The 18,751-nt window shown below is 66.6% G+C and carries 18 protein-coding genes; 5 read left to right on the top strand and 13 right to left on the bottom strand.

Annotated features, from left to right (window positions below; all coding sequences use genetic code 11):
* Positions 1-17: 17 nt before the first annotated feature.
* Together ACJ7Z0_RS26960 and ACJ7Z0_RS26955 are read right to left on the bottom strand one after the other, a co-directional pair.
* Positions 18-329: a hypothetical protein gene (locus tag ACJ7Z0_RS26960; RefSeq protein ID WP_431131910.1), complete on the bottom strand. Its 312-nt coding sequence runs from the start codon at positions 327-329 to the stop codon at positions 18-20.
* Between the two features lie 265 nt (positions 330-594).
* Positions 595-1,422 (bottom strand): crotonase/enoyl-CoA hydratase family protein, encoded by an 828-nt coding sequence (locus ACJ7Z0_RS26955; RefSeq protein WP_434792286.1) that lies wholly within the window; start codon positions 1,420-1,422, stop codon positions 595-597.
* A 130-nt stretch (positions 1,423-1,552) separates the two neighbouring features.
* Between ACJ7Z0_RS26955 and ACJ7Z0_RS26950 the strand changes: the two genes are divergently transcribed.
* Entirely contained in the window at positions 1,553-1,942 is a 390-nt protein-coding gene (locus tag ACJ7Z0_RS26950) for a DUF488 domain-containing protein (protein ID WP_434792285.1), read from the top strand.
* Position 1,943: 1 nt separating this feature from the next.
* On the opposite strand, the gene ACJ7Z0_RS26945 is transcribed toward ACJ7Z0_RS26950, so the two are convergent.
* Together ACJ7Z0_RS26945 and ACJ7Z0_RS26940 are read right to left on the bottom strand one after the other, a co-directional pair.
* Positions 1,944-2,552: a glutathione S-transferase family protein gene (locus tag ACJ7Z0_RS26945; protein WP_434792284.1), complete on the bottom strand. Its 609-nt coding sequence runs from the start codon at positions 2,550-2,552 to the stop codon at positions 1,944-1,946.
* Between the two features lie 79 nt (positions 2,553-2,631).
* Positions 2,632-3,534, bottom strand: a complete 903-nt coding sequence (locus tag ACJ7Z0_RS26940; protein ID WP_434792283.1) for an SDR family oxidoreductase — start codon at positions 3,532-3,534, stop codon at positions 2,632-2,634.
* Between the two features lie 144 nt (positions 3,535-3,678).
* Here ACJ7Z0_RS26940 and ACJ7Z0_RS26935 point away from each other — a divergent pair, with 144 nt between their 5' ends.
* Positions 3,679-4,560, top strand: a complete 882-nt coding sequence (locus ACJ7Z0_RS26935; RefSeq protein WP_434792282.1) for a CoA transferase — start codon at positions 3,679-3,681, stop codon at positions 4,558-4,560.
* Here the strand turns inward: ACJ7Z0_RS26935 and ACJ7Z0_RS26930 are convergent, their stop codons facing one another.
* From ACJ7Z0_RS26930 to ACJ7Z0_RS26920, 3 genes are all read right to left on the bottom strand, one after another.
* Positions 4,561-6,660, bottom strand: coding sequence for an esterase-like activity of phytase family protein (locus tag ACJ7Z0_RS26930; protein WP_434792281.1), 2,100 nt, complete (start codon positions 6,658-6,660; stop codon positions 4,561-4,563). It lies immediately after the preceding gene.
* A gap of 78 nt (positions 6,661-6,738) precedes the next feature.
* A complete protein-coding gene (locus tag ACJ7Z0_RS26925; protein WP_434792280.1) occupies positions 6,739-7,656 on the bottom strand; it encodes a hypothetical protein in 918 nt (305 codons plus the stop codon).
* A 36-nt stretch (positions 7,657-7,692) separates the two neighbouring features.
* Positions 7,693-8,622 (bottom strand): DMT family transporter, encoded by a 930-nt coding sequence (locus tag ACJ7Z0_RS26920; RefSeq protein ID WP_434792279.1) that lies wholly within the window; start codon positions 8,620-8,622, stop codon positions 7,693-7,695.
* A gap of 272 nt (positions 8,623-8,894) precedes the next feature.
* Between ACJ7Z0_RS26920 and ACJ7Z0_RS26915 the strand changes: the two genes are divergently transcribed.
* Together ACJ7Z0_RS26915 and ACJ7Z0_RS26910 are read left to right on the top strand one after the other, a co-directional pair.
* Positions 8,895-9,572 carry a DUF1294 domain-containing protein gene (locus tag ACJ7Z0_RS26915; protein WP_434792278.1) on the top strand — a complete coding sequence of 226 codons (678 nt, stop codon included), beginning with the start codon at positions 8,895-8,897 and terminating at the stop codon, positions 9,570-9,572.
* 28 nt (positions 9,573-9,600) lie between these two features.
* The gene (locus ACJ7Z0_RS26910; protein ID WP_434792277.1) at positions 9,601-9,981 is read left to right on the top strand and encodes a tautomerase family protein; all 381 of its coding nucleotides are present in this window, start codon (positions 9,601-9,603) and stop codon (positions 9,979-9,981) included.
* 22 nt (positions 9,982-10,003) lie between these two features.
* Here ACJ7Z0_RS26910 and ACJ7Z0_RS26905 read toward each other — a convergent pair whose 3' ends face one another.
* On the bottom strand, positions 10,004-12,382 hold the full coding sequence (locus ACJ7Z0_RS26905; protein ID WP_434792276.1) for a YgiQ family radical SAM protein: 2,379 nt from the start codon (positions 12,380-12,382) through the stop codon (positions 10,004-10,006).
* Positions 12,383-12,531: 149 nt separating this feature from the next.
* Here ACJ7Z0_RS26905 and ACJ7Z0_RS26900 point away from each other — a divergent pair, with 149 nt between their 5' ends.
* Entirely contained in the window at positions 12,532-13,494 is a 963-nt protein-coding gene (locus ACJ7Z0_RS26900) for a bifunctional helix-turn-helix transcriptional regulator/GNAT family N-acetyltransferase (protein ID WP_434792275.1), read from the top strand.
* Here the strand turns inward: ACJ7Z0_RS26900 and ACJ7Z0_RS26895 are convergent.
* From ACJ7Z0_RS26895 to ACJ7Z0_RS26875, 5 genes are all read right to left on the bottom strand, one after another.
* The gene (locus ACJ7Z0_RS26895; RefSeq protein ID WP_434792274.1) at positions 13,481-14,986 is read right to left on the bottom strand and encodes a tripartite tricarboxylate transporter permease; all 1,506 of its coding nucleotides are present in this window, start codon (positions 14,984-14,986) and stop codon (positions 13,481-13,483) included. The genes ACJ7Z0_RS26900 and ACJ7Z0_RS26895 overlap by 14 nt on opposite strands.
* Before the next feature lie 15 nt (positions 14,987-15,001).
* Entirely contained in the window at positions 15,002-15,475 is a 474-nt protein-coding gene (locus ACJ7Z0_RS26890) for a tripartite tricarboxylate transporter TctB family protein (protein ID WP_434792273.1), read from the bottom strand.
* A 43-nt stretch (positions 15,476-15,518) separates the two neighbouring features.
* Positions 15,519-16,526 (bottom strand): tripartite tricarboxylate transporter substrate binding protein, encoded by a 1,008-nt coding sequence (locus ACJ7Z0_RS26885; RefSeq protein WP_434792272.1) that lies wholly within the window; start codon positions 16,524-16,526, stop codon positions 15,519-15,521.
* 126 nt (positions 16,527-16,652) lie between these two features.
* Positions 16,653-17,435 carry a 3-hydroxybutyrate dehydrogenase gene (locus tag ACJ7Z0_RS26880; protein WP_434792271.1) on the bottom strand — a complete coding sequence of 261 codons (783 nt, stop codon included), beginning with the start codon at positions 17,433-17,435 and terminating at the stop codon, positions 16,653-16,655.
* A gap of 92 nt (positions 17,436-17,527) precedes the next feature.
* Positions 17,528-18,733 carry a patatin-like phospholipase family protein gene (locus ACJ7Z0_RS26875; protein WP_434792270.1) on the bottom strand — a complete coding sequence of 402 codons (1,206 nt, stop codon included), beginning with the start codon at positions 18,731-18,733 and terminating at the stop codon, positions 17,528-17,530.
* Positions 18,734-18,751 lie beyond the last annotated feature (18 nt).

Raw genomic sequence — 18,751 nt, 5'->3', positions numbered from 1 at the left:
ATGGGGCCTGCTTGCCCTCAGACGCGGGGCAATGCGGCAAGGAACGTGGACACGACGATGGCAGCCGCACGGTCCAGCTGAAGAATGTCTGCCACTTCGAAGGAGTGCGGCACGGTGCGCCCGCTCGTGCCAAGCGGCTTGCGGATTTCGACAAGAACTTCGGCCGCCAGCTCGCGATCGCTGCGCGGGCCGCCGCCGGGATGCATCACCCACTCATCGACCTGGTCGAACGGAATGCTGCGAAAGACCCCGACGACGGGGACGTACTTGTAGCGATCCTCGCCCACCAGGATGGGCACATTGAGGTTGCAGGAAAACGTGGTCGACATGCAGGAACGCCGTCGCAGACAAAAGAATTAATTGTTAAGGAATGTGACAGCAGCCACCACCCCTCCCCTACCCTTAATTCAAGGCAGACGTGACCTTCATCACATAAAGAACAACTCTTTTGTGGCGATGGTCAGACGCCTGAAATAAAGATACTTAATTCTTACATATTGCAGGAGATCGAGCCCGATTCCCGTGCTATTTGGCTGCAAGGCGCCAAAAAATGCCGAAAAACGCCCGCCGTGACGCCCCCTCCCGGGGCCACCCTCAGGCCGGCGGGTCGAAGCGCGGCGGACGCCGCTCGATGTTGGCCTGCACGGCCTCGACCTGGTTGCGGCTCCCGATCAGCGCCTGCTGCTCCACCGATTCGGCAATCAACAAAGCGCGCGCCTCCTGCGACAGCGACGCATTGAGAAGACGTTTGCCGGCGCGGATGGCGTCAGGGCTCTTGGCGGCGATGTCGTGTGCCATTTGCAGCGCTTCCGCCAGCGGGTCGGCTGCCAGCCGGGTGGCAAAGCCCAGCTGCAGCGCCTCCTCGCCAGAGAAGACGCGTCCCGTGAAGGTGAGTTCGCGCACCACATCGCTGCGGGCGAGCCCGCGCATCAGCACCATGCCGCCCATGTCCGGCACCAGGCCCCATTTGATTTCCATCACCGACAGCTTGGTGTCGGGCGCGACGATGCGGATGTCGGCGCCCAGCGCCACTTGAAGGCCGCCGCCGAAAGCCACGCCATGCACCGCCGCTATGACGGGCACCGGCACCTCGCGCCAAGCCATCGCCACGAACTGGGCCGCATTCGAAATGCCATGCGTGCGGGCGGACAGATCGGCACCATCCGCGGCCGCGCCCAACACCGCGCTGGCAGCGCCCTGCCCCATGCGCTCGAAGGAGGCCATGTCCAGGCCGGCGCAAAAAGCCTTGCCCTGGCCCGACATCACCACCGCGCGCACCGTGGCGTCGCCGCACAGGGCCCTGCCCGCGTCGATCAGCGCGTCGAACATCGCGGGATCGAGCGCGTTCATCTTGTCGGCGCGTGCGAGCTGCAGTTGCACCACGCCGTCGGGGTGGCGAGTCCATTCGATTCGGTCGAGCATGCGATGTCTCCTTGGGTTTCTTCGCGCCAGTATCGCCCCGCACGGGCACTCGGCGATGATGGCGGCTGTCGCCTACCCAACACCCTGGACTCAGGCCCCTGGGCCGTCGCAAGAAGAGAAGGAACCGCACATGAGCATCCGCATCGTTCGCCTCGGTACGCCGCGCGCCGGCGGCGAGGGCCTTCGCATCGGCACCGTGCGACGCCCGCCGCGCGGGGTCCCGAAAACCGAGTTCGCCTCGCAGAACTGGTATGACGTGTGGTACCCGAATCTCGCCCCGTCCGCGGAGACCATGAAGCTGGGCCAGGACGCGGCAACGCCCGCGCAATGGAACGCCTTCATGCGCAAGTACAAGGCCGAGATGGCCGAAGCCGACGCGAGCCGCAGCCTCGACCTGCTGGCCGCCCTTTCACACAGCGCGGCGCTTTCCGTGGGCTGCTATTGCGAAGAAGAATCGCGCTGCCATCGCTCGCTGCTGCGCAGCCTGCTGGCCGAGCGCGGGGCGGACATCGCGAACTGAATCACACCTGCGCAAGCGCCAGGAAGGCAGGCAGCTTTTCCGCATCCACGGCAAAGGCTGCAAGCGACGGGTAATCGGCCGGCGCAGTGACGTCGGGAATCACCAGTTGCGTGAAGCTCCATGCCACGGCGCTCGTCAGCGCGGCCTGCCCCATGGAGGCTTCATCGGCCACCGCGGGCAGTTTCCGTATCTCGGCCTCGAGCCCGGCATAGGCGGCGGCCAGCTGGTTGCGCACCCTGTCGACCCACGGGGCATGCTGCTTTTCGAGCGGGCGCAGTTTGCGCTCGTAGACGATCTGGACCGTCTTCTCGCACGCTGCGAGCGCGAGCCCCAGCACCCGCAGCGCATGCTGCCGGGCCGCGCTATCGGAAGGCATGAGGCTGCGGCCCGCGATCGTCTCCGCGTAGTCGATGATCAGCGAGGAATCCATCAGCAGCGTGCCGTCGTCGCACACCAGCGTCGGCGCCTTGACGACGGGATTGATCGCCTGGAACTGTTCGAAGGTGCTGAAGACCGAGACCGAGCGGTGTTCGAACGGAAGCCCCAAGAGGCGCAGCGAAATGGCCACGCGGCGCACGTAGGGCGAATCGAGCATGCCGACGAGTTGCATCTTCTTTTCTCCTGAAATTCTGTTGATGCGCAACGATACCCGCGTGGCCGATGCCCTGGCGGCGGACGGCGCCCGCTCGTCAGCGCTGCGCCTTGTCCTTCTGGTTCTGCGCCTCGATGCGCTCGCGCGCGGCCTGCCAGTCGTCGTCGCTCCATTGGCGCAACTCATAGAAGTTGCCGCCCGTGGCCAGCGCATTGCCGCCGTCCATCATGATGCTCTGGCCGGTGAGCCAGTCGCACTGCCCCGGCGCCATGAGAAAGGCCGCCAGGTTCTGCAGCTCGCTCATGCGGCCGGTGCGCGCCATCGGATTGGTCTTCTTGCTGCGCGCGCCGGGTTCCTCGCCGGGATTCAGCCGCTTGCTCATGCCCTCGGTCGGAATCTCGCCCGGCCCGACGGCGTTCAGGCGAATGCCATGGCGCGCCCACTCCACCGCCAGCGACTTGGTCATGACCTCGATGCCGGCCTTGCTCATGGCCGAAGGCACCACGTAGGGGCTGCCGTTGTCGACCCACGTGACGATGATGCTCATCACGCTGCGCAAGGCATCGCCCTCCTTCCATTTGCCGGCCTTGGCCTCGGCCACCCAGCGCTTGCCCACGGCCTGCGTGACGTAGAAACTGCCGTGAAAGACGATGTTCGCAACAGCATCGAAGGCACGCGGCGACAGGCTCTCGGTCGGCGCCACGAAGTTGCCTGCCGCGTTGTTGACGAGCCCCGTGAGCCCGCCGCTCTGGAACAGGCTTTCCACCATCTCGTCGACGTTCTGCGCAATGCGGATGTCGACGCCGAAGGTGTCGATGCGGCGCCCCGGAAACTGCTGGCGCCACTCGGCCGCGGTTTCTTCGCAGACCGATTGGCGCCGGCCGCAGATGGCCACGTCGGCACCCAGGCCCAGAAAACGCTCGGCCATGGCGCGGCCGAGGCCTGTGCCGCCGCCGGTCACGAGAATGCGCTGGCCGCTCATGAGGGACGCTTCAAACATGGTGGGTCTCCTTGATCGTTGCAACAGCGGCAGGAGGCGGTCTGCCGTGGCACATGCTACGCCGCAGCGGCTGCCATGGCTTGCGAAATCTGGCTCCCCGCCAAGGTGAAAATGGCTGTCGACCTGTTCTCTGGATCTACGCCCATGCCAAGTCCCGCTGCCTCCTCCTTCCAGCCGCTCACGGGCGTTCGCGTCCTGAGCCTCGCGCTCAACCTGCCCGGCCCTGCGGCCTTGTTGCGCTGCCGCGAAATGGGAGCCACCTGCGTGAAGCTCGAGCCGCCGGGCGGCGACCCCATGGGTCTCTACAACAAGCCCGCCTACGCCGCGCTGCACGAAGGCGTCGCCATCGAGACCGCCGACCTCAAGACCGAAGCGGGACAGCAGCAGTTGCACGCCGAACTCGCGAAGGCGGATGTGCTGCTCACTTCATTCCGCCCTTCGGCGCTGCGCAAGCTGGGCCTCGACTGGCCCGCGCTGCAGGCGCGCCATCCGTTGCTGTCGCAGGTGGCCATCGTCGGTGCGCCGGGCGAGCGCGCCGAGGAACCGGGCCACGACCTGACCTACCTCGCGGAAAGCGGCCTCGTGACCGGCACCGAGCTGCCGCCCACGCTCTATGCCGACATGGGCGGCGCCCTGCTCGCGAGCGAGGCGGTGCTGAAGGCCATGTTGCTGCGCGCCCGCGCTGGCGGCAAGGCCGAGGGCGTCTACCTCGAAGTGGCGCTGAACGCTTCGGCCGACTGGCTGGCGCTGCCGCGCACGTGGGGCCTGACGCAGCCGGCGGGCGCGGTCGGCGGCGCCCATGCGGGCTACCGCGTCTACCCTTGTGCCGATGGCCGCGTGGCGGTGGCGGCACTGGAGCCGCATTTCGCGGCCCGCCTCTGCGAAGCGGCGGGCGTGGCGCCGCCCGACATGATGGCGGCGGCCACGCACAAGGCCCTGGCCGCCTGGCTGGCGGCCCGCACGCGCGCCGAACTCGAGGCCATGGGCCGCGAGCGCGACGTGCCGCTGCTCACGCTGGCCGGCTGATCAAAGGCGCAGTTCGCTCAGCTTGCGATCGAGCTTGATGAGCCAGATGCGCGTCGGCCGCTCCAGGTCGCTGCCGCGCGTGATGCGCGCGCCCGTCACGCCGATCGGGCACTTGGCGATGATCGCGCCGGCCGCATCCACCGTGCAGTCCTCGATGCTGCCGGCCACGGTCTTGCCGTCGGCATCGAACAGGATCGTGCTGACGCCGAAGTCGTTGTCGTTCACCAGCGCCAGCGTCTGGTCGTCCACCACGGTCAGGCCCTCGGCCTTCTCGGCCAGCCAGCCCAGTGCGTTGAGATCGAGCAGTTCGGTCTTGCGCATCGTCACCACGGTGGAGTAGTCGGCGGCACCCGATGGCGCCTGCGTGATGCTGCTGATCTCCAGGTTGTGATCGAAGGCCGCGATGTCCGTCGCATCGGCCGGCAGCTCGACCAGCATCAGCTTGTTGAACACCTTGGCGTCGCTCTTGCGCGCACCCTGCTCGATGACGATGAAACGGCCGTTGCCCAGGCTCACCACGTCGCCGAGCTTGGCATTGCCGGTGCGGTTCTTGTCGTACTGGCTGCCATCGATCGGGTAGGCGTAGAGCTTCGATGTCTCGGTGGCGGGATCGAACGCGAGCCAGCGCGTGAACTTCGCGATGTGGCGCACGTCGGTCTTGCTGCCGCCCGGCGGCGTCGCCTGGATCGACTTGCCCGCACCGTCCTTCGGATCGATCGGGCTTTGCAGGAAGCCGTGCAGCTTGCCATTGGCAGCATCGAGCGTCAGGCCCTCCATGCCGCGGTTGGGGCGGCGCTGCGCGAGCACCAGCGGCAGGTCGGCGGCGCCGCTGCCGGGAGCGTATTTCTTCTCGATCACGCCGGTTGCGACGTTGATGCGTGCGATGAAGGGGCCGTACTCGTCGCTGGTCCAGAGGACGTTGCGCGCCTTGTCGAGCACCAGCGTCTCGGGGTCGAGGCCATTGGCGTCGTAGTTCGCCTTGGCGGCATCGAACACGTAGCGATCGGTCAGCGGCGTTTCGCCCGTCGATCCCACGCCGGACTGCGGCGGCAGGCCCGTGATCTTCTTGTTGGCATCGAGCTTGAGCGGCAGGCTCGATGCGAGCACCGCGCCGGTCTTGCCGATGCGCACGATGCCGAAGCTCGGCGCGAACGACGGCGCCGGAAACACCTTGCTGATGTTGGTGGCGCCGCCGCCGTTGGGCACAGGCGCGGTCGGGCCGTCGCCGTTCGGGCCGCGGTCGGTGATCGCGTAGAACTCGAGCGCGCCGTCGTCGGCCTTGCCCTTGAACGCCAGGCCCGAGCCGTAGGCCGGCAGGAAGCCGGTGAGGAAGTCGGCCCTGGTCTTCTCGTTGTCGCCCTCATAGGGCACGTTGAAGCTGGCATCGGCCTGCAGTTGGTAGCGGGTAACGCCGATGCCGATGGTGCCAAGGGCGTTGGTCTGCGCCGAGGCTTCGACCACCGGTGCGGCGAGACGCGAAGCCAGCGTGTTTTCGAAGTGTTCACGCGCCAGCATGCGGCGGCTCGAATCGACCATGCGCGCATTGTAGGGAGCGGGCAGCCCCGCGAGCACCGCATTGAGAGCGGTGTTGAAGTTGTCGGCCGCGGCGCTGAAATCGAGCGCACCGGCCGTGAGCGCAGCCTTCAGCGCCGAGGTCAGGCGAATGCCGTTCGAGGGATCGCGGTCCTCGTCGAAGCTCTGCAGTGCGAGCAGCCGATTGACGACCGCATCGGCCTTCACGTCGGTGCCGCCGGCCAGGTTCAATGGCGTGATCGCCGTCCCGCAGGCAGCGCTGCCCAGCACGAGCGCGCCGGCACTGAAGGCCACGGTCTCGCCGTCGGTGCAGGTGAATTCGCCGTTCGCATTGGTGCTGGCCTTGGCGCTGCCGCCCGCCGTGTAGTCGAGCCCCTCGACGGCCGCGTCGAGGAAAGTGCCGGTCTTGGACTGGGCCACCGGCGGCGGGTTCGTGCCGCCACCGCCACCACTGCCGACCACGGGAAATGCCCATCCCCCTCCACCGCCGCTGCCGCCACCGCAGGCAGTGACCAGAGCGCCGGCACCCACCAGCGCCAGCCACCCCATCCTCGATCTTCTTTTCATTGCTTGTCCTTGTCGTGCACCTGCACAACAGGTACAGGCCCGGCGATTAGCGCCGCGGCATGTGACAAGCCCGTGAATTCAGCGGCCGGCGCCGTCGCGCTGCCGGTCCTCGCGCTTGATCGCGAGATAGGTTTCCAGATCGATCTCGTGCAGCTGTCGCGGATATTGTTCGGCGGCTGCGTACCAGCGGCGCTCGCGCCGCTCGGCGGAGGCCCCGGTTCCTGAGGAAAGATAGGCATCCAGGGTGAGAAAGTAGCGCATTGCATTGCGCTCCACCAGCCCGCGCAGGCCGCGGATGTATTCGGGCTGGCCGTCCGCGCCTTTGCCCTCCACGGTGAAGCCCACCTTGTTGCGGCCGAAGGTGGCGAGGTAGGCCTGCGTGGCCATGCGAACCATCATGTTGTGGTCGTAGCTGTAGCTGAAATGAAGGAAGCTCCTTCGCTCGTCGAGCGCCACCGCTTCGAGCGTGACGCGGTAGTTGCTGGTGCCCAGCGGCCCGCTGGCCGCGTTCATCTCGACCGACAGGTACTCCGGCGTTGCACTGGCCACCCGATAAACGAAAGGCAACTCAAAGGCCTGCTCCACCGGCTTGTCGTAACGCCGCACGACGAACAGCGTCAGCATGTCTTGGCCTTGCGGCGTCGTGCCCGCGCGGCAGCGGCGGTTGTTGACGTGCAGCGTGAGCAGTTCGCACCACTGCGACGATTGCTTGAGTGCGGCACTGATCGCAGGCAGCGAATGGTCCACCACCGCATGGATGTCGCCCTGCAGCCCGCTCGGCGTTTCTTGCGAATCGAGCTGGATCGGCCGTCCGAAACTGCTGCGCCCGAGCTTGCCGCTCATGCGTTGATGCGTGGCGCGCAAGGCATCGGCGGCGGAAGCGGACCCGCCCCCGGAATCGGATGGCAACGCCGCCGCATGGGCCGAAACCGCGAACAGGGCAGCCCCCGCCAGGATGCGCACCCATGAAGCCGGCAGAAAGAACGGACTGCTCATGGGACCACACCATACAACGAGCGGCCCCCGGTCCGCTCAGGCGCCTGGTTTCGCGATTTCCGCGCGCCCCACCAGCAGCAGCATGGCCAGCGCAAGCAGCACCGCCCCGAACCACTGGCGTGGCGCCAGCGGCTCTGCGAGCACCAGCGCCGCGAGCAACGCAGCCACCAGCGGCTCGATCAGCGTGCCCACCACAGCGGCCGTGGGCGAAAGACGCCGTGCGCCCCACGCAAAGGCCAGGTACGCGACAGACGTCGTCACCACGCCGGTGTAGCTCACGCCCAGCCACTGCACCCTGCCCTCGGGCCACGTGATGCCGGCCGGCCATGCAATCGCGAGCATGCAGATCGTTGCCACGGTCATGCCCCAGGCAGAGGCGGTGACGGCGCTCAGGCGCACCGGCATGCGCGCATTGCCGAGCACCACTAGCGCATAGCAGAGCGCCGAGCCGAACGACCATGCGAGGCCCGCGGCATGTCCGACGGCGAGGCCGTTCCCGCTCCAACCGTCGGCCGGCATCACCAGCAGTGCCACGCCGGCCAGCGCCAGCACGAGGCCACCCAGCAGCCGCAGGCCGAAAGGTTCGTAGCCGCGCAGCACGGACACCAGTGCAACGAGCACCGGGGCGCAGCAGATCGAGATGACCGTGGGAAGCGCCGCGCCCAGGTGCGCAATACCGGCGAACCAGCAGCTCACGTTCGATGCCATGGCTGCGCCGGTGCCGACCACCTGCCACTGCTCCGGCCGAGACAGGTCGCTCCAGCGCGTCGCGGCTATCGCGGGTTGCGGCAACCGTCGTGCGCGCCAGTGCAGATACCAGAGAAGCGGGACCCCCAGCGCAAAGCGCGCCAGCGAGAGGCTTTGCGGCGCGATGCCGCCATCGATGAGGAATTGCGCCACCAGCGCGCCGGCGCCCCAGAGCGCGCCAGCCAGCAACACGCCGCCCCAGGCCAGGGCGGCAGACATTCTTGCGTTCATTGTTGAAAGTTCTCCATGACGCCCGCCGTCCTCTCTTGTAGAGGGCGGGCATGACCATCCGGCCGTCATCCAGCCTTGACGAAGAAGGCGGACGGCGGCGACCACTTGCAGGTCTGAGCGCGGCACGAGGCGCGCGTCAGCGGCAGGTCGACGGAGGGGGAGAGTGGTGCAGATGCATGAGCGGCCGATGATAGGAGCCGGGCCCGGCCGCGGCAAGGGAGAATCGCGGCCATGTGCCCTCTTCCAGCCCGTTCGCAACCATGAAACGCCAAGGCCGACTCGTACGCTGGGAGGCCGAGCGCGGCTTCGGGTTCATTCGCAGTCCGGACATGTCGGCCGATGTGTTCGTGCACCTGCGCGACTTCAGCGATCGGCAGCTGAAGCCGCAGGTCGGCATGGAACTGAGCTTCGAAGAGATCCACGTCGGGGGCAAGGGACCACGCGCCATGGCCGTGCAGGCAGCGCTGGCCGGTGCCTCGCGAACGCCACCGAATCGTGCGCCGGTCAGCAGCAACCGCCGTCCTCCTGCACCTCGCGCAACGCCGCGTCGCGCGAGTGCGTCCGAATCGCCTGCTTCGTGGGGCGTGCTTTTCATCCTGGCCTACGGTGTGTTGCTCGGCGCAGCCGTCTGGTCCGGCCGCCTGCCACCGCTAGCGCTCGGTGTCGTTCCGGCGTTGAGCCTGCTGACCTTCTGCGCCTATGCGCTCGACAAGAACGCGGCCCAGACGGGCCGCTGGCGCACGAAGGAGAGCACCTTGCACCTGTTCGCGCTGACGGGCGGCTGGCCAGGAGCCTGGGCCGCGCAAAGGGTACTGCGCCACAAGTCGAGCAAGCGGAGCTTCCTGACCGTGTATCGCGTCACGGTCGCCCTTCACTGCGCCGCAGTGCTGGCCTGGGTTTTCTGGCTGGCGGGCGCTTCGCCTGCGTTCTGGCGTTAGGCTCCGCCCCTGTTCACAAGGAACCTCCATGCCATTCGTTCGAATCGAACTGTCCGATGCTTCGCCGGAAACGCTCGGCCCCGCCATCGGCGACCTGATCTACCAGGCCATGACCGAGACCATCAATGTGCCGAAGGACGACAAGTTCCAAGTCATCACGCGGCATGCCGCGCAAGACCTGGTCCATCCGAAGAACTATCTCGGGATCGAGTATTCACCGGGCTTCGTGCTGATTCAGATCACGCTGAACCAGGGTCGCACGATCGAGATGAAAAAGGCCTTCTACAAGCGCGTGGCCGACGACCTGCACCAGAAGCTGGACATCCGGCGCGAGGACGTCTTCATCAACCTCGTCGAGGTGATGAAGGAGAACTGGTCGTTCGGGAACGGCGAGATGCAGTACGCGTAGCGCCTGCCCGCCGCGCGCTCGCTCAGCGCACCTTGCGCGAAGGCTTGCTGATCGGCTTGCTGCTGCCGTTGTCCCGCGGCGGCAGACCGGTGTGCTGCGTGAGGATGCGGCCCTTGGAGGGCTTCACCGGCGCCAGCCTGACCGGAGCCGATGCCTTGGCGGCAACCGGCGCAGTGGTCGAGTTCTTGCGCCGTGCGCTCGTGTAGGCGCCATCGGTCAGCGGCTGCCAGGTCGGAATGAGATGGTGCTTGCCGTTGCCGATCAGGTCGGCGCGGCCCATCGACTTGAGCGCCTCGCGCAGCAACGGCCAGTTGTTGGCGTCGTGGTAGCGCAGGAACGCCTTGTGCAGCCGGCGGCGCTTGTCGCCGCGCACGATGTCCACCGTCTCGCTGTCGCGCGTGATCTTGCGCAGCGGGTTCTTGTTGGTGTGGTACATCGTGGTGGCCGTGGCCATCGGGCTCGGATAGAAGGTCTGCACCTGGTCGGCGCGGAAGCCGTTCTTCTTGAGCCAGATCGCGAGGTTCATCATGTCCTCGTCGCTGGTGCCCGGATGCGCGGCAATGAAGTACGGAATGAGGTACTGCTTCTTGCCAGCCTCGGCCGAGAACTTCTCGAACATCTGCTTGAACTTGTCGTAGCTGCCGATGCCGGGCTTCATCATCTTGGTGAGCGGGCCCTGCTCGGTGTGCTCGGGCGCGATCTTCAGGTAGCCGCCGACGTGGTGCTGCACCAGTTCCTTCACGTACTCGGGCGACTGCACGGCCAGGTCGTAGCGCAGGCCCGAGCCGATCAGGATCTTCTTGATGCCCTTGAGCGCGCGTGCGCGGCGGTAGATCTTGATGAGCGGATCGTGGTTGGTGCCCAGGTTCTGGCAGATGCCCGGGTACACGCAGCTGGGCTTGCGGCAGGCAGCCTCGATCTCGGGGCTCTTGCAGCCGAGGCGGTACATGTTGGCCGTGGGGCCGCCCAGGTCGGAGATGGTGCCGGTGAAGCCGCTCACGCTGTCGCGGATGGCCTCGACCTCCTTGATGATCGATTCTTCCGAGCGGCTCTGGATGATGCGGCCCTCGTGCTCGGTGATGGAGCAGAAGGTGCAGCCGCCGAAGCAGCCGCGCATGATGTTCACGCTGAAGCGGATCATCTCCCAGGCGGGAATCTTGGTGGCGCCGTCGTGGCTGCCGTTCTCGTCGGCATAGCGCGGATGCGGGCTGCGCGCATACGGCAGGTCGAACACGTAGTCCATCTCGGCCGTGGTGAGCGGAATGGGCGGCGGGTTGATCCACACGTCGCGTGCCGTGGTGCCCTCGCCGTGCGCCTGCACCAGCGCGCGGGCGTTGCCGGGGTTGGTCTCGAGGTGCAGCACGCGGTTCGCGTGCGCGTACAGAACCGGATCGGCACGCACCTGCTCGTACGAAGGCAGGCGAATCACGCTGCGGTCGCGCGGCGGGACCTTGATCTTCGCGCGCTGCTGGAGCGCGGGGTTCGGCACGAAGGTCAGCGGCTTGATGGCCGGATTCACGAGGTTCACTGCGGCGCCGGCTTCGGCGGCCTTTGCCACGGCCTGGGCCTCGTCTTCCTTCGCGCAGGTGGCGCCGTTGGCCTTGGCCTGCTCCGACACCATCAGGTACGGGTTGACGTGGGCTTCGACACGGCCTGGCTCATCGACGCTGGTCGAGTTGATCTCGAACCACTCTTCTGGCGTTTCGCGGCACACGAATGCCGTGCCGCGCACGTCGGTGATCTCGTGCACCGGCTCGCGCGCCGCCAGCCGGTGCGCGATTTCGACGATGGCGCGCTCGGCGTTGCCGTACAGCAGCAGGTCGCACTTCGAATCGACCACGATCGAGCGGCGGACCTTGTCCTGCCAGTAGTCGTAGTGGGCAATGCGGCGCAGCGACCCTTCGATGCCGCCGAGGATGATCGGCACGTCGTTCCAGGCTTCCTTGCAGCGCTGCGAATAGACGATGGCCGCGCGGTCGGGCCGTGCACCACCCACGTCGCCGGGCGTGTAGGCGTCGTCGCTGCGGATCTTACGGTCCGCCGTGTAGCGGTTGATCATCGAATCCATGTTGCCGGCGGTCACGCCGAAGAACAGGTTCGGCTTGCCCAGCGCCTTGAAAGGCTCGGCGCTCTGCCAGTCGGGCTGGGCGATGATGCCCACGCGAAAGCCTTGCGCCTCGAGCATGCGGCCGATCACGGCCATGCCGAAGCTCGGATGGTCGACGTACGCGTCGCCGGTCACCACGATGATGTCGCAGCTGTCCCAGCCGAGCGCGTCCATTTCCTTGCGCGTGGTCGGCAGGAATCTGGCCGTGCCGAAACGGGCCGCCCAGTACTTGCGGTAGCTGGTCAGCGGCTTGGCGGCACGCGCAAAAAAGGAGACGTCGACGGGGGCGTTCATCAGTGGGAGTTTGGCGGCGCGGCTTGGCGGGCACGGCGCTGCAGTGGGCAACCCGCGATTTTAGGGTTTTCCATCAGTCTTGTCGCGTCGGCGCTTGTTGACGTGCCGACGGCAAGGCCTTTAAATGGTTGCCTTAGTCAATCATAAATATGACAGAAGCTACTATTTCCAGCGCTGCGCCCACTCCCGACGCCGCAGCCGTCAAGGCCATCCGCCAATTCAACCGCTTTTATACGAGCCGCATCGGCGTGCTCGACCCCTATCTCGGCAGCGAGATGTCGCTGACCGATGTTCGCGTGCTGTACGAGCTGGCCCACCGGAAAACGCCGGTGGCCAGCGAGATCGGCCGCGACCTGCGGCTCGACGCCGGCTACATGAGCCGCATCCTGCGCCGCTTCGAGGCCGCGGGCTGGCTCACGCGGGAGCCCCACGCCCGCGACGCGCGCCAGAGCGTGCTGCGGCTCACCGAAGCCGGCCACGCCGCGTTTGCGCCGTTGCAACAAAAGTCGCGTGACGAAGCGGCCGCCCTGCTCTCCCCGCTGCCGCCGCACGACCGCCAGCAGGTGGTCGATGCCATGGCGCGCATCGAACGGCTGCTCGACCCGGCCACCGCTCGCGCGGCACGCACCCGCACGGTGGTGCTGCGCGATCCGCTGCCGGGCGACATGGGCTGGGTGGTGCAGCAGCACGGCGAGCTGTATGCGCGCGAGTACGGCTGGAACAGCGAGTTCGAAGCGCTGGTGGCAGACATCGTGGCCCAGTTCGTGCGCAAGTTTCAGCCCGCGTGGGAGAAATGCTGGATCGCCGAGCTCGACGGAGAACGCGTGGGTGCGATCTTCGTGGTGCGCAAGTCGGCCACCACGGCCCAGTTGCGCCTGCTGCTGCTCTCGCCCGCCGCGCGCGGCCTCGGATTGGGCGCACGCCTGACCGACGAGTGCATTGCCTTCGCACGCGCCAAGGGCTATCGAAAGATGGCGCTCTGGACCAACAGCTGCCTGGAGGCCGCCCGCGCCATCTACGCCAAGCGCGGCTTCAAGCTCGACAAGGCCGAGCCCTACGAAGGCTTCGGCCAGCAGTTGGTGGGCGAAACCTGGTCACTCAAGCTGCGGTAGACGCGGGGCGCCGGCCCCTCCGCCACAGCTTCTTGACGAGGGGCGCAACCCACACCAGCAGCACCACGACAGCCAGGCCGGCGGCGATCGGCCGCGACACGAAGCCGGCCAGGTTGCCGTCCGACTTGATCATCGAGGTGATGAAGTTTTCCTCCAGCATGCCGCCGAGCACTACGCCAAGGATGGCCGGCGCAATCGGAAAATCGTTCTCCTCGAGCAGGTAGGCCACGATGCCGGCCACCAGCATCACGCCCACGTCGAACAGCGAGTTGTTGATGGCGAATGCACCCACCACGCAGAACAGCAGGATCAACGGCATCAGCACGTTGCGCGGCACCCGGAGGATGCGCTTGGACACCTTGATGCACAGGATGCCAAGCGGAATCATGATGATGTTGGCGATGATGAACAGCATGAACACCGCATAGATGTTCTGCGGGTTCGTGGTGAACAGCGTCGGCCCCGGGTTGAGGTTCTTCATGTAGAGCACGCCGATCACGATGGCGGTGATCGAATCGCCCGGAATGCCGAACACCAGCGCCGGTATCCACGCACCGGCCAGCGCGCTGTTGTTGGCCGAGCCCGATTCGACGATGCCCTCGACATGGCCCGTGCCGAACTTCTCGGGCTCCTTCGAGAATTTCTTGCTCATGGCGTACGACATCCACGCCGCGATGTCGGCGCCTGCCCCCGGCAGCGCCCCCACGGCCGTGCCCAGCACGCTGCCGCGCAAGATCTGCACCGGGTATTTCTTTGCCAGCGTCCATTGGCCCGCCAGCACGCGGCCCACTTTCTCGACCACGATCTCGCCCGGCGGCAGCGTGTCGACGGCGAAGCGGATCACCTCCGAGATGGCGAACATGCCGATCATCATCGGGATCATGCCGATGCCGCCGGTCATCTCGGCATTTCCGAAGGTGAAGCGCGGAAAGCCCGCCGGGTTGCCAAGCCCCACGCAGGCCACGAGCAGGCCGAGCAGCAGCGTGACGAGGCCCTTGAGCGGCCGGTCGGAGGTGATGAACACCGCGCAGGTCAGGCCCAGCAGCACGAGCCAGAAGTACTCGAAGGAACTGAAGTTGAGCGCAAAGTCGGCCAGCACCGGCGCCGCCACGATCAGCACCACGGTGCCGAAAAGCCCGCCGACCGCCGAGAACACCAGCCCCGCGCCCAGGGCAGTTTCGGCCATGCCCTTGCGCGTCATTGCGAAGGCTTCGTCGGTATAGGCGGCGGATGCGGGCGTGCCCGGAATGCGCAGCAGGCAGCCTGGAATGTCGCCCGAGAAAATGGCCATCGCGGTGGCCGTGACCATGGCCGCGATGGCGGGAATCGGCGGCATGAAGAAGGTGACCGGCACCAGCAGCGCCACCGCCATGGTGGCCGACAGCCCCGGGACCGCGCCGACGAACAGGCCATAGAACGAGGCCAGCACCATCACGAGGATGGTGTAGGGCTCGAAGACCATCGAGAAAGCCTGCAAGAGTGCTGCCGACATGAGTGGTGTTTCCGGTTACCAGGCGATGGGTGTCAGGAGGCCCCAGGGAAGCGGCACGCGCAACAGCTTGTAGAACGCGGCATGGATGACCAGCGTGGCAATCAACGCGATGAGCACCGCGCGGCCCGGCGGCACGCGCATGGAGAGCATCAGCGCCACCAGCGAGATGGCGGCGGTGGGCAGGAACCCGAGCCACTCGGATGCGAACACGTAGAACAGCACCGCGCCGATGACCAGCGCGGCCGCCAGCACGTGGCGCGGCGATGCCGCCCAGTCGCCGAGCCGGACCCAGGCCACCGTCTGCCGCTCGCGCCAGCCCTTGACCAGCAGCATGGCGCCGCCGATGCACAACCCCACGGCGATCAGCCCCGGGAACAGCGCCGGTCCCACCTGTTGGCCGGGCATGCCGGGATAGCCTCGCACCACGGCCAGCACGAGGCCGCCGAGCGCCAGCAGAACCAGTCCGAAGACTGCGTCGTTGAACTTCATCGCGCCGTGCCTCCCGCCCCGACGCGCAGGCCCCGCGCGGCCCTCACTTGACGATACCCACGGCCTTCATGGTTGCGCCGAGTTCGGCATCGGACTTCGCCATGTACGCCGCAAATTCGTCGGGACCCGCGTAGATCACGCCGAAGCCGCGCGACGCCATGAAGTCGGTGTAGTCCTTGCTTGCCACCACCTTCTTGATTGCGGCCGCGAGCTTGTCGCGTACGTCGGCGGGCAGGCCCTTGGGCGCCACGATGCCGCGCCAGGCCGCCAAAGACCAGTCGCTGCCGATGGCCGCCTTGAGCGTGGGCACATTGGGATAGAGAGCCGAAGGCTTGTCGCTCATGATCGCAAGGCTCTTGATCTTGCCCGCATCGATCAGCGAGCGCGCCTCGGGCAGCGAGACGGGCGCAATGTCGACACCGCCCGCCACCACGTCCTGCAGACCCGGTGCCGCGCCGTTGCTGGGCACCCACGGCACTGCCGCGGGGTCGATCTTCTGGTCGCGCAGCAGGCCCGCGAGCGCCAGGTGCCAGATGCCGCCCTGCCCCGTGCCGGACGCCTTCAACTTGCCCGGGCTGGCCTTGACGGCCGCCAGCAGCTCGGCGGCGGTCTTGTATGGCGCATCGGCGCGAACCTGGAGGGCCGCCGGATCGAGGTTGGTAAGGCCGATCGGGGTGTACGACGCGCCGGTCAGCGGTGTCAGGCCCTGCCAATGCATCATGCCGATCTCGACCGTGGCCATGCCGAGGGTGTAGCCATCCGGCGGTGCGGCGGCAATGGCCGCGTGGCCCACCACGCCGTTGCCGCCGGTGCGGTTCACCACCGTGACCGGCTGGCCGAGCTCTTTTTCGAGCAGGCTGCCGATGATGCGCGCCGTGGCATCGGTGCCACCGCCCGCACCCCAGGGAACGATCAGCGTGACAGGCCGGCTCGGATACGCCTGGGCTGCCGCGGGAGCCGCCGCCGCAAACATGGCGAGCCCTGCCGCGACACCTGCGGCATGGGCCACGAAAGAGCGTCGCGAAAAGAAGCGGGCTGAAGAAACACGCATGGTCTTTGTCTCCTGGCGAAAGTCATTGGTATGACGATTGAACGGCAAGAAAGGTTTTTCTCACAGTTCGCTCGCCAGAGACATTAGGGTGAACCATCGTGCGCCGCGCACGGCGGCGTCTTTTCGCTACTGCATGAACCAGCCGTGGCTCACGACCAGCGATTGGCCGGTCAGGGCATTGGTCGGAAAGGCCGCGAACAGCAGCGCCACGCGCGCCACGTCGTCGGTGGTGGTGAATTCGCCATCGACCGTCTCCTTGAGCATCACGTTCTTGATGACCTGCTCCTCGGTGATGCCGAGTGTCTTTGCCTGCTCCGGAATCTGCTTCTCGACCAGCGGCGTGCGCACGAAGCCCGGGCAGATCACGTTGGCGCGCACGCCATGCTTCGCGCCTTCCTTGGCAACCGTCTTGGCCAGGCCGATGAGGCCATGCTTGGCGGTGACGTAAGGCGCCTTCAGCAGCGAAGCCTCTTTCGAATGCACCGATCCCATGTAGATCACGCTGCCGCCGCGACCCTGGGCATACATGTGCTTGAGACAGGCCTTGGTGGTGAGAAAGGCGCCATCCAGGTGAATGGCCAGCATCTTCTTCCAGTCGGCAAAGCTGAACTCCTCGACCGGATGAACGATCTGCACGCCGGCATTGCTGATCAGGATGTCGATGCCGCCGAAGGCCTTGGCAGCCTCTTCGACCGAGGCGTTGACCTGGTCTTCGCTGGTCACGTCCACGGCCACCCCCATCGCCTGCGCACCCGTGGCCTGCAACTCGGCCGCAGTGGCATCGGCGGCTTGCTTGTTGAGGTCGGCGATGACGACCTTGGCACCCTCGCGCGCAAACAGAATGGCAATTTCCTTGCCGATGCCGCTGGCCGAACCGGTGATGAACGCGATCTTGTCCTTGAGTTGCATGGTGAATGTCCTTGGGGATGGGAAAGACGGGAGAACAAAAGAAAACGGGATTGCAAGAACCGGGCGAGCAAGGCTGCCGTTGCAGCCTGTACTCAGCGCAACAGCCCGGGACGCTTGACGCGCCCCAGCCCCGGCTCGCCAAGGTCGAAAGTGGTCACGCCGTTCACGGTGGCATCGCTGCGCAGGGTTTCGGGATGCGCCAGCGTCCGGCGCATGTCGCGCGCGCCGGCCTCCCAGTGCTCTTCGACCGCGGCGCGCGAGAACTCGTAGTCCTTCGATTCGAGCTCGTAGGGCTTGTCGCGGTAGATCAGGTGGAAGATGTCGATGGGATGGTGCGTGAGCTCGGCCTGCACCGCGAGCACCGAGGGATCGTTGCGCAGGTGCGCGGGCAGCTTGGAGATCAGGTCCGCGATCGCCTGCTGAAGGTTCAGGTTGGCGGCCAGCGCATCGGTGTTCATGCGGGTGCGGCTCGAGTAGGTGATGTCTTTCTGCCGCTCCATCACGCCCGCCAGCGTGCCCGGCATCTCGCCACGCGCATTGAAGAGGTCGACCTGCAGCACCACCAGCGGTTCGGAGCGCGGATGGATGTCGAGCACGTATTGCAGCGGCGTGTTCGAGACGATGCCGCCGTCCCAATAATCGTCGCCGTCGATGTGAACGGGCGCAAAGCCCGGCGGCAGCGCGCCGCTGGCCATGATGTGCTCCGGCCCGATGCGCTGCCTGGTGTTGTCGAAGTACACCGAGTTGCCGGTGCGCACGTCGACCGCGCCGACGCTGAAGCGTGCCTCGCACGCGTTGATGCGGTCGAAGTCGATCAGCCGCTCGAGCGTGAGCTTGAGCGGCGTGGTGTCGTAGTAGCTCAAGAGCGGCGCCGCGGCGCCCAGCAGCAGCGCAGGCGAGTAGCGCGGCTCGAAGAAGCCGGGAATGCCCACCAGCGAAGCCATGACGGCGCTCCACTGGTTCTGCGTGGCGCGATCGCCCAGCCAGCCAGGCAGGCGCTGCGCCGGCCCGGAGGACACCAGGTGCCAGAACTCGCGCAGCCGATCGACCCGCTGCTCGGGCGCATTGCCCGCGATCAGCGCCGCGTTGATCGCGCCGATCGAGACGCCGGCAATCCAGTGCGGCTGCAGTTCGGTTTCGCTGAGCGCGGCATACACGCCGGCCTGGTAGGCGCCAAGAGCGCCTCCTCCCTGCAGCACCAGGGCCTTGCGCGCGACGCGCATGTCGTCGCGGCGCGCTTCGAAATTGTTGGAGGTCTTCTTGCTTGCGGTGCGGGGCTTCTGGGGCTTCGTCGTCATAGGGTGTCATTTGACACC

This window comes from Variovorax palleresanus, assembly GCF_051144945.1.
Lineage (GTDB): Bacteria > Pseudomonadota > Gammaproteobacteria > Burkholderiales > Burkholderiaceae_C > Variovorax > Variovorax paradoxus_S.
The sequence above is the reverse complement of the archived record's forward strand: the minus strand, read 5'-3'. Positions and strand labels throughout refer to the sequence as shown.

Coding starts and splice junctions, on each gene's coding strand:
- ACJ7Z0_RS26885 (WP_434792272.1), bottom strand. CDS start 16,526: ATGCGTGTTTCTTCAGCCCGCTTCTTTTCGCGACGCTCTTTCGTGGCC.
- ACJ7Z0_RS26940 (WP_434792283.1), bottom strand. CDS start 3,534: ATGTTTGAAGCGTCCCTCATGAGCGGCCAGCGCATTCTCGTGACCGGC.
- ACJ7Z0_RS26915 (WP_434792278.1), top strand. CDS start 8,895: ATGAAACGCCAAGGCCGACTCGTACGCTGGGAGGCCGAGCGCGGCTTC.
- ACJ7Z0_RS26955 (WP_434792286.1), bottom strand. CDS start 1,422: ATGCTCGACCGAATCGAATGGACTCGCCACCCCGACGGCGTGGTGCAA.
- ACJ7Z0_RS26900 (WP_434792275.1), top strand. CDS start 12,532: ATGACAGAAGCTACTATTTCCAGCGCTGCGCCCACTCCCGACGCCGCA.
- ACJ7Z0_RS26950 (WP_434792285.1), top strand. CDS start 1,553: ATGAGCATCCGCATCGTTCGCCTCGGTACGCCGCGCGCCGGCGGCGAG.
- ACJ7Z0_RS26920 (WP_434792279.1), bottom strand. CDS start 8,622: ATGTCTGCCGCCCTGGCCTGGGGCGGCGTGTTGCTGGCTGGCGCGCTC.
- ACJ7Z0_RS26935 (WP_434792282.1), top strand. CDS start 3,679: ATGCCAAGTCCCGCTGCCTCCTCCTTCCAGCCGCTCACGGGCGTTCGC.
- ACJ7Z0_RS26875 (WP_434792270.1), bottom strand. CDS start 18,733: ATGACGACGAAGCCCCAGAAGCCCCGCACCGCAAGCAAGAAGACCTCC.
- ACJ7Z0_RS26890 (WP_434792273.1), bottom strand. CDS start 15,475: ATGAAGTTCAACGACGCAGTCTTCGGACTGGTTCTGCTGGCGCTCGGC.
- ACJ7Z0_RS26960 (WP_431131910.1), bottom strand. CDS start 329: ATGTCGACCACGTTTTCCTGCAACCTCAATGTGCCCATCCTGGTGGGC.
- ACJ7Z0_RS26945 (WP_434792284.1), bottom strand. CDS start 2,552: ATGCAACTCGTCGGCATGCTCGATTCGCCCTACGTGCGCCGCGTGGCC.
- ACJ7Z0_RS26880 (WP_434792271.1), bottom strand. CDS start 17,435: ATGCAACTCAAGGACAAGATCGCGTTCATCACCGGTTCGGCCAGCGGC.
- ACJ7Z0_RS26905 (WP_434792276.1), bottom strand. CDS start 12,382: ATGAACGCCCCCGTCGACGTCTCCTTTTTTGCGCGTGCCGCCAAGCCG.
- ACJ7Z0_RS26925 (WP_434792280.1), bottom strand. CDS start 7,656: ATGAGCAGTCCGTTCTTTCTGCCGGCTTCATGGGTGCGCATCCTGGCG.
- ACJ7Z0_RS26895 (WP_434792274.1), bottom strand. CDS start 14,986: ATGTCGGCAGCACTCTTGCAGGCTTTCTCGATGGTCTTCGAGCCCTAC.
- ACJ7Z0_RS26910 (WP_434792277.1), top strand. CDS start 9,601: ATGCCATTCGTTCGAATCGAACTGTCCGATGCTTCGCCGGAAACGCTC.
- ACJ7Z0_RS26930 (WP_434792281.1), bottom strand. CDS start 6,660: ATGAAAAGAAGATCGAGGATGGGGTGGCTGGCGCTGGTGGGTGCCGGC.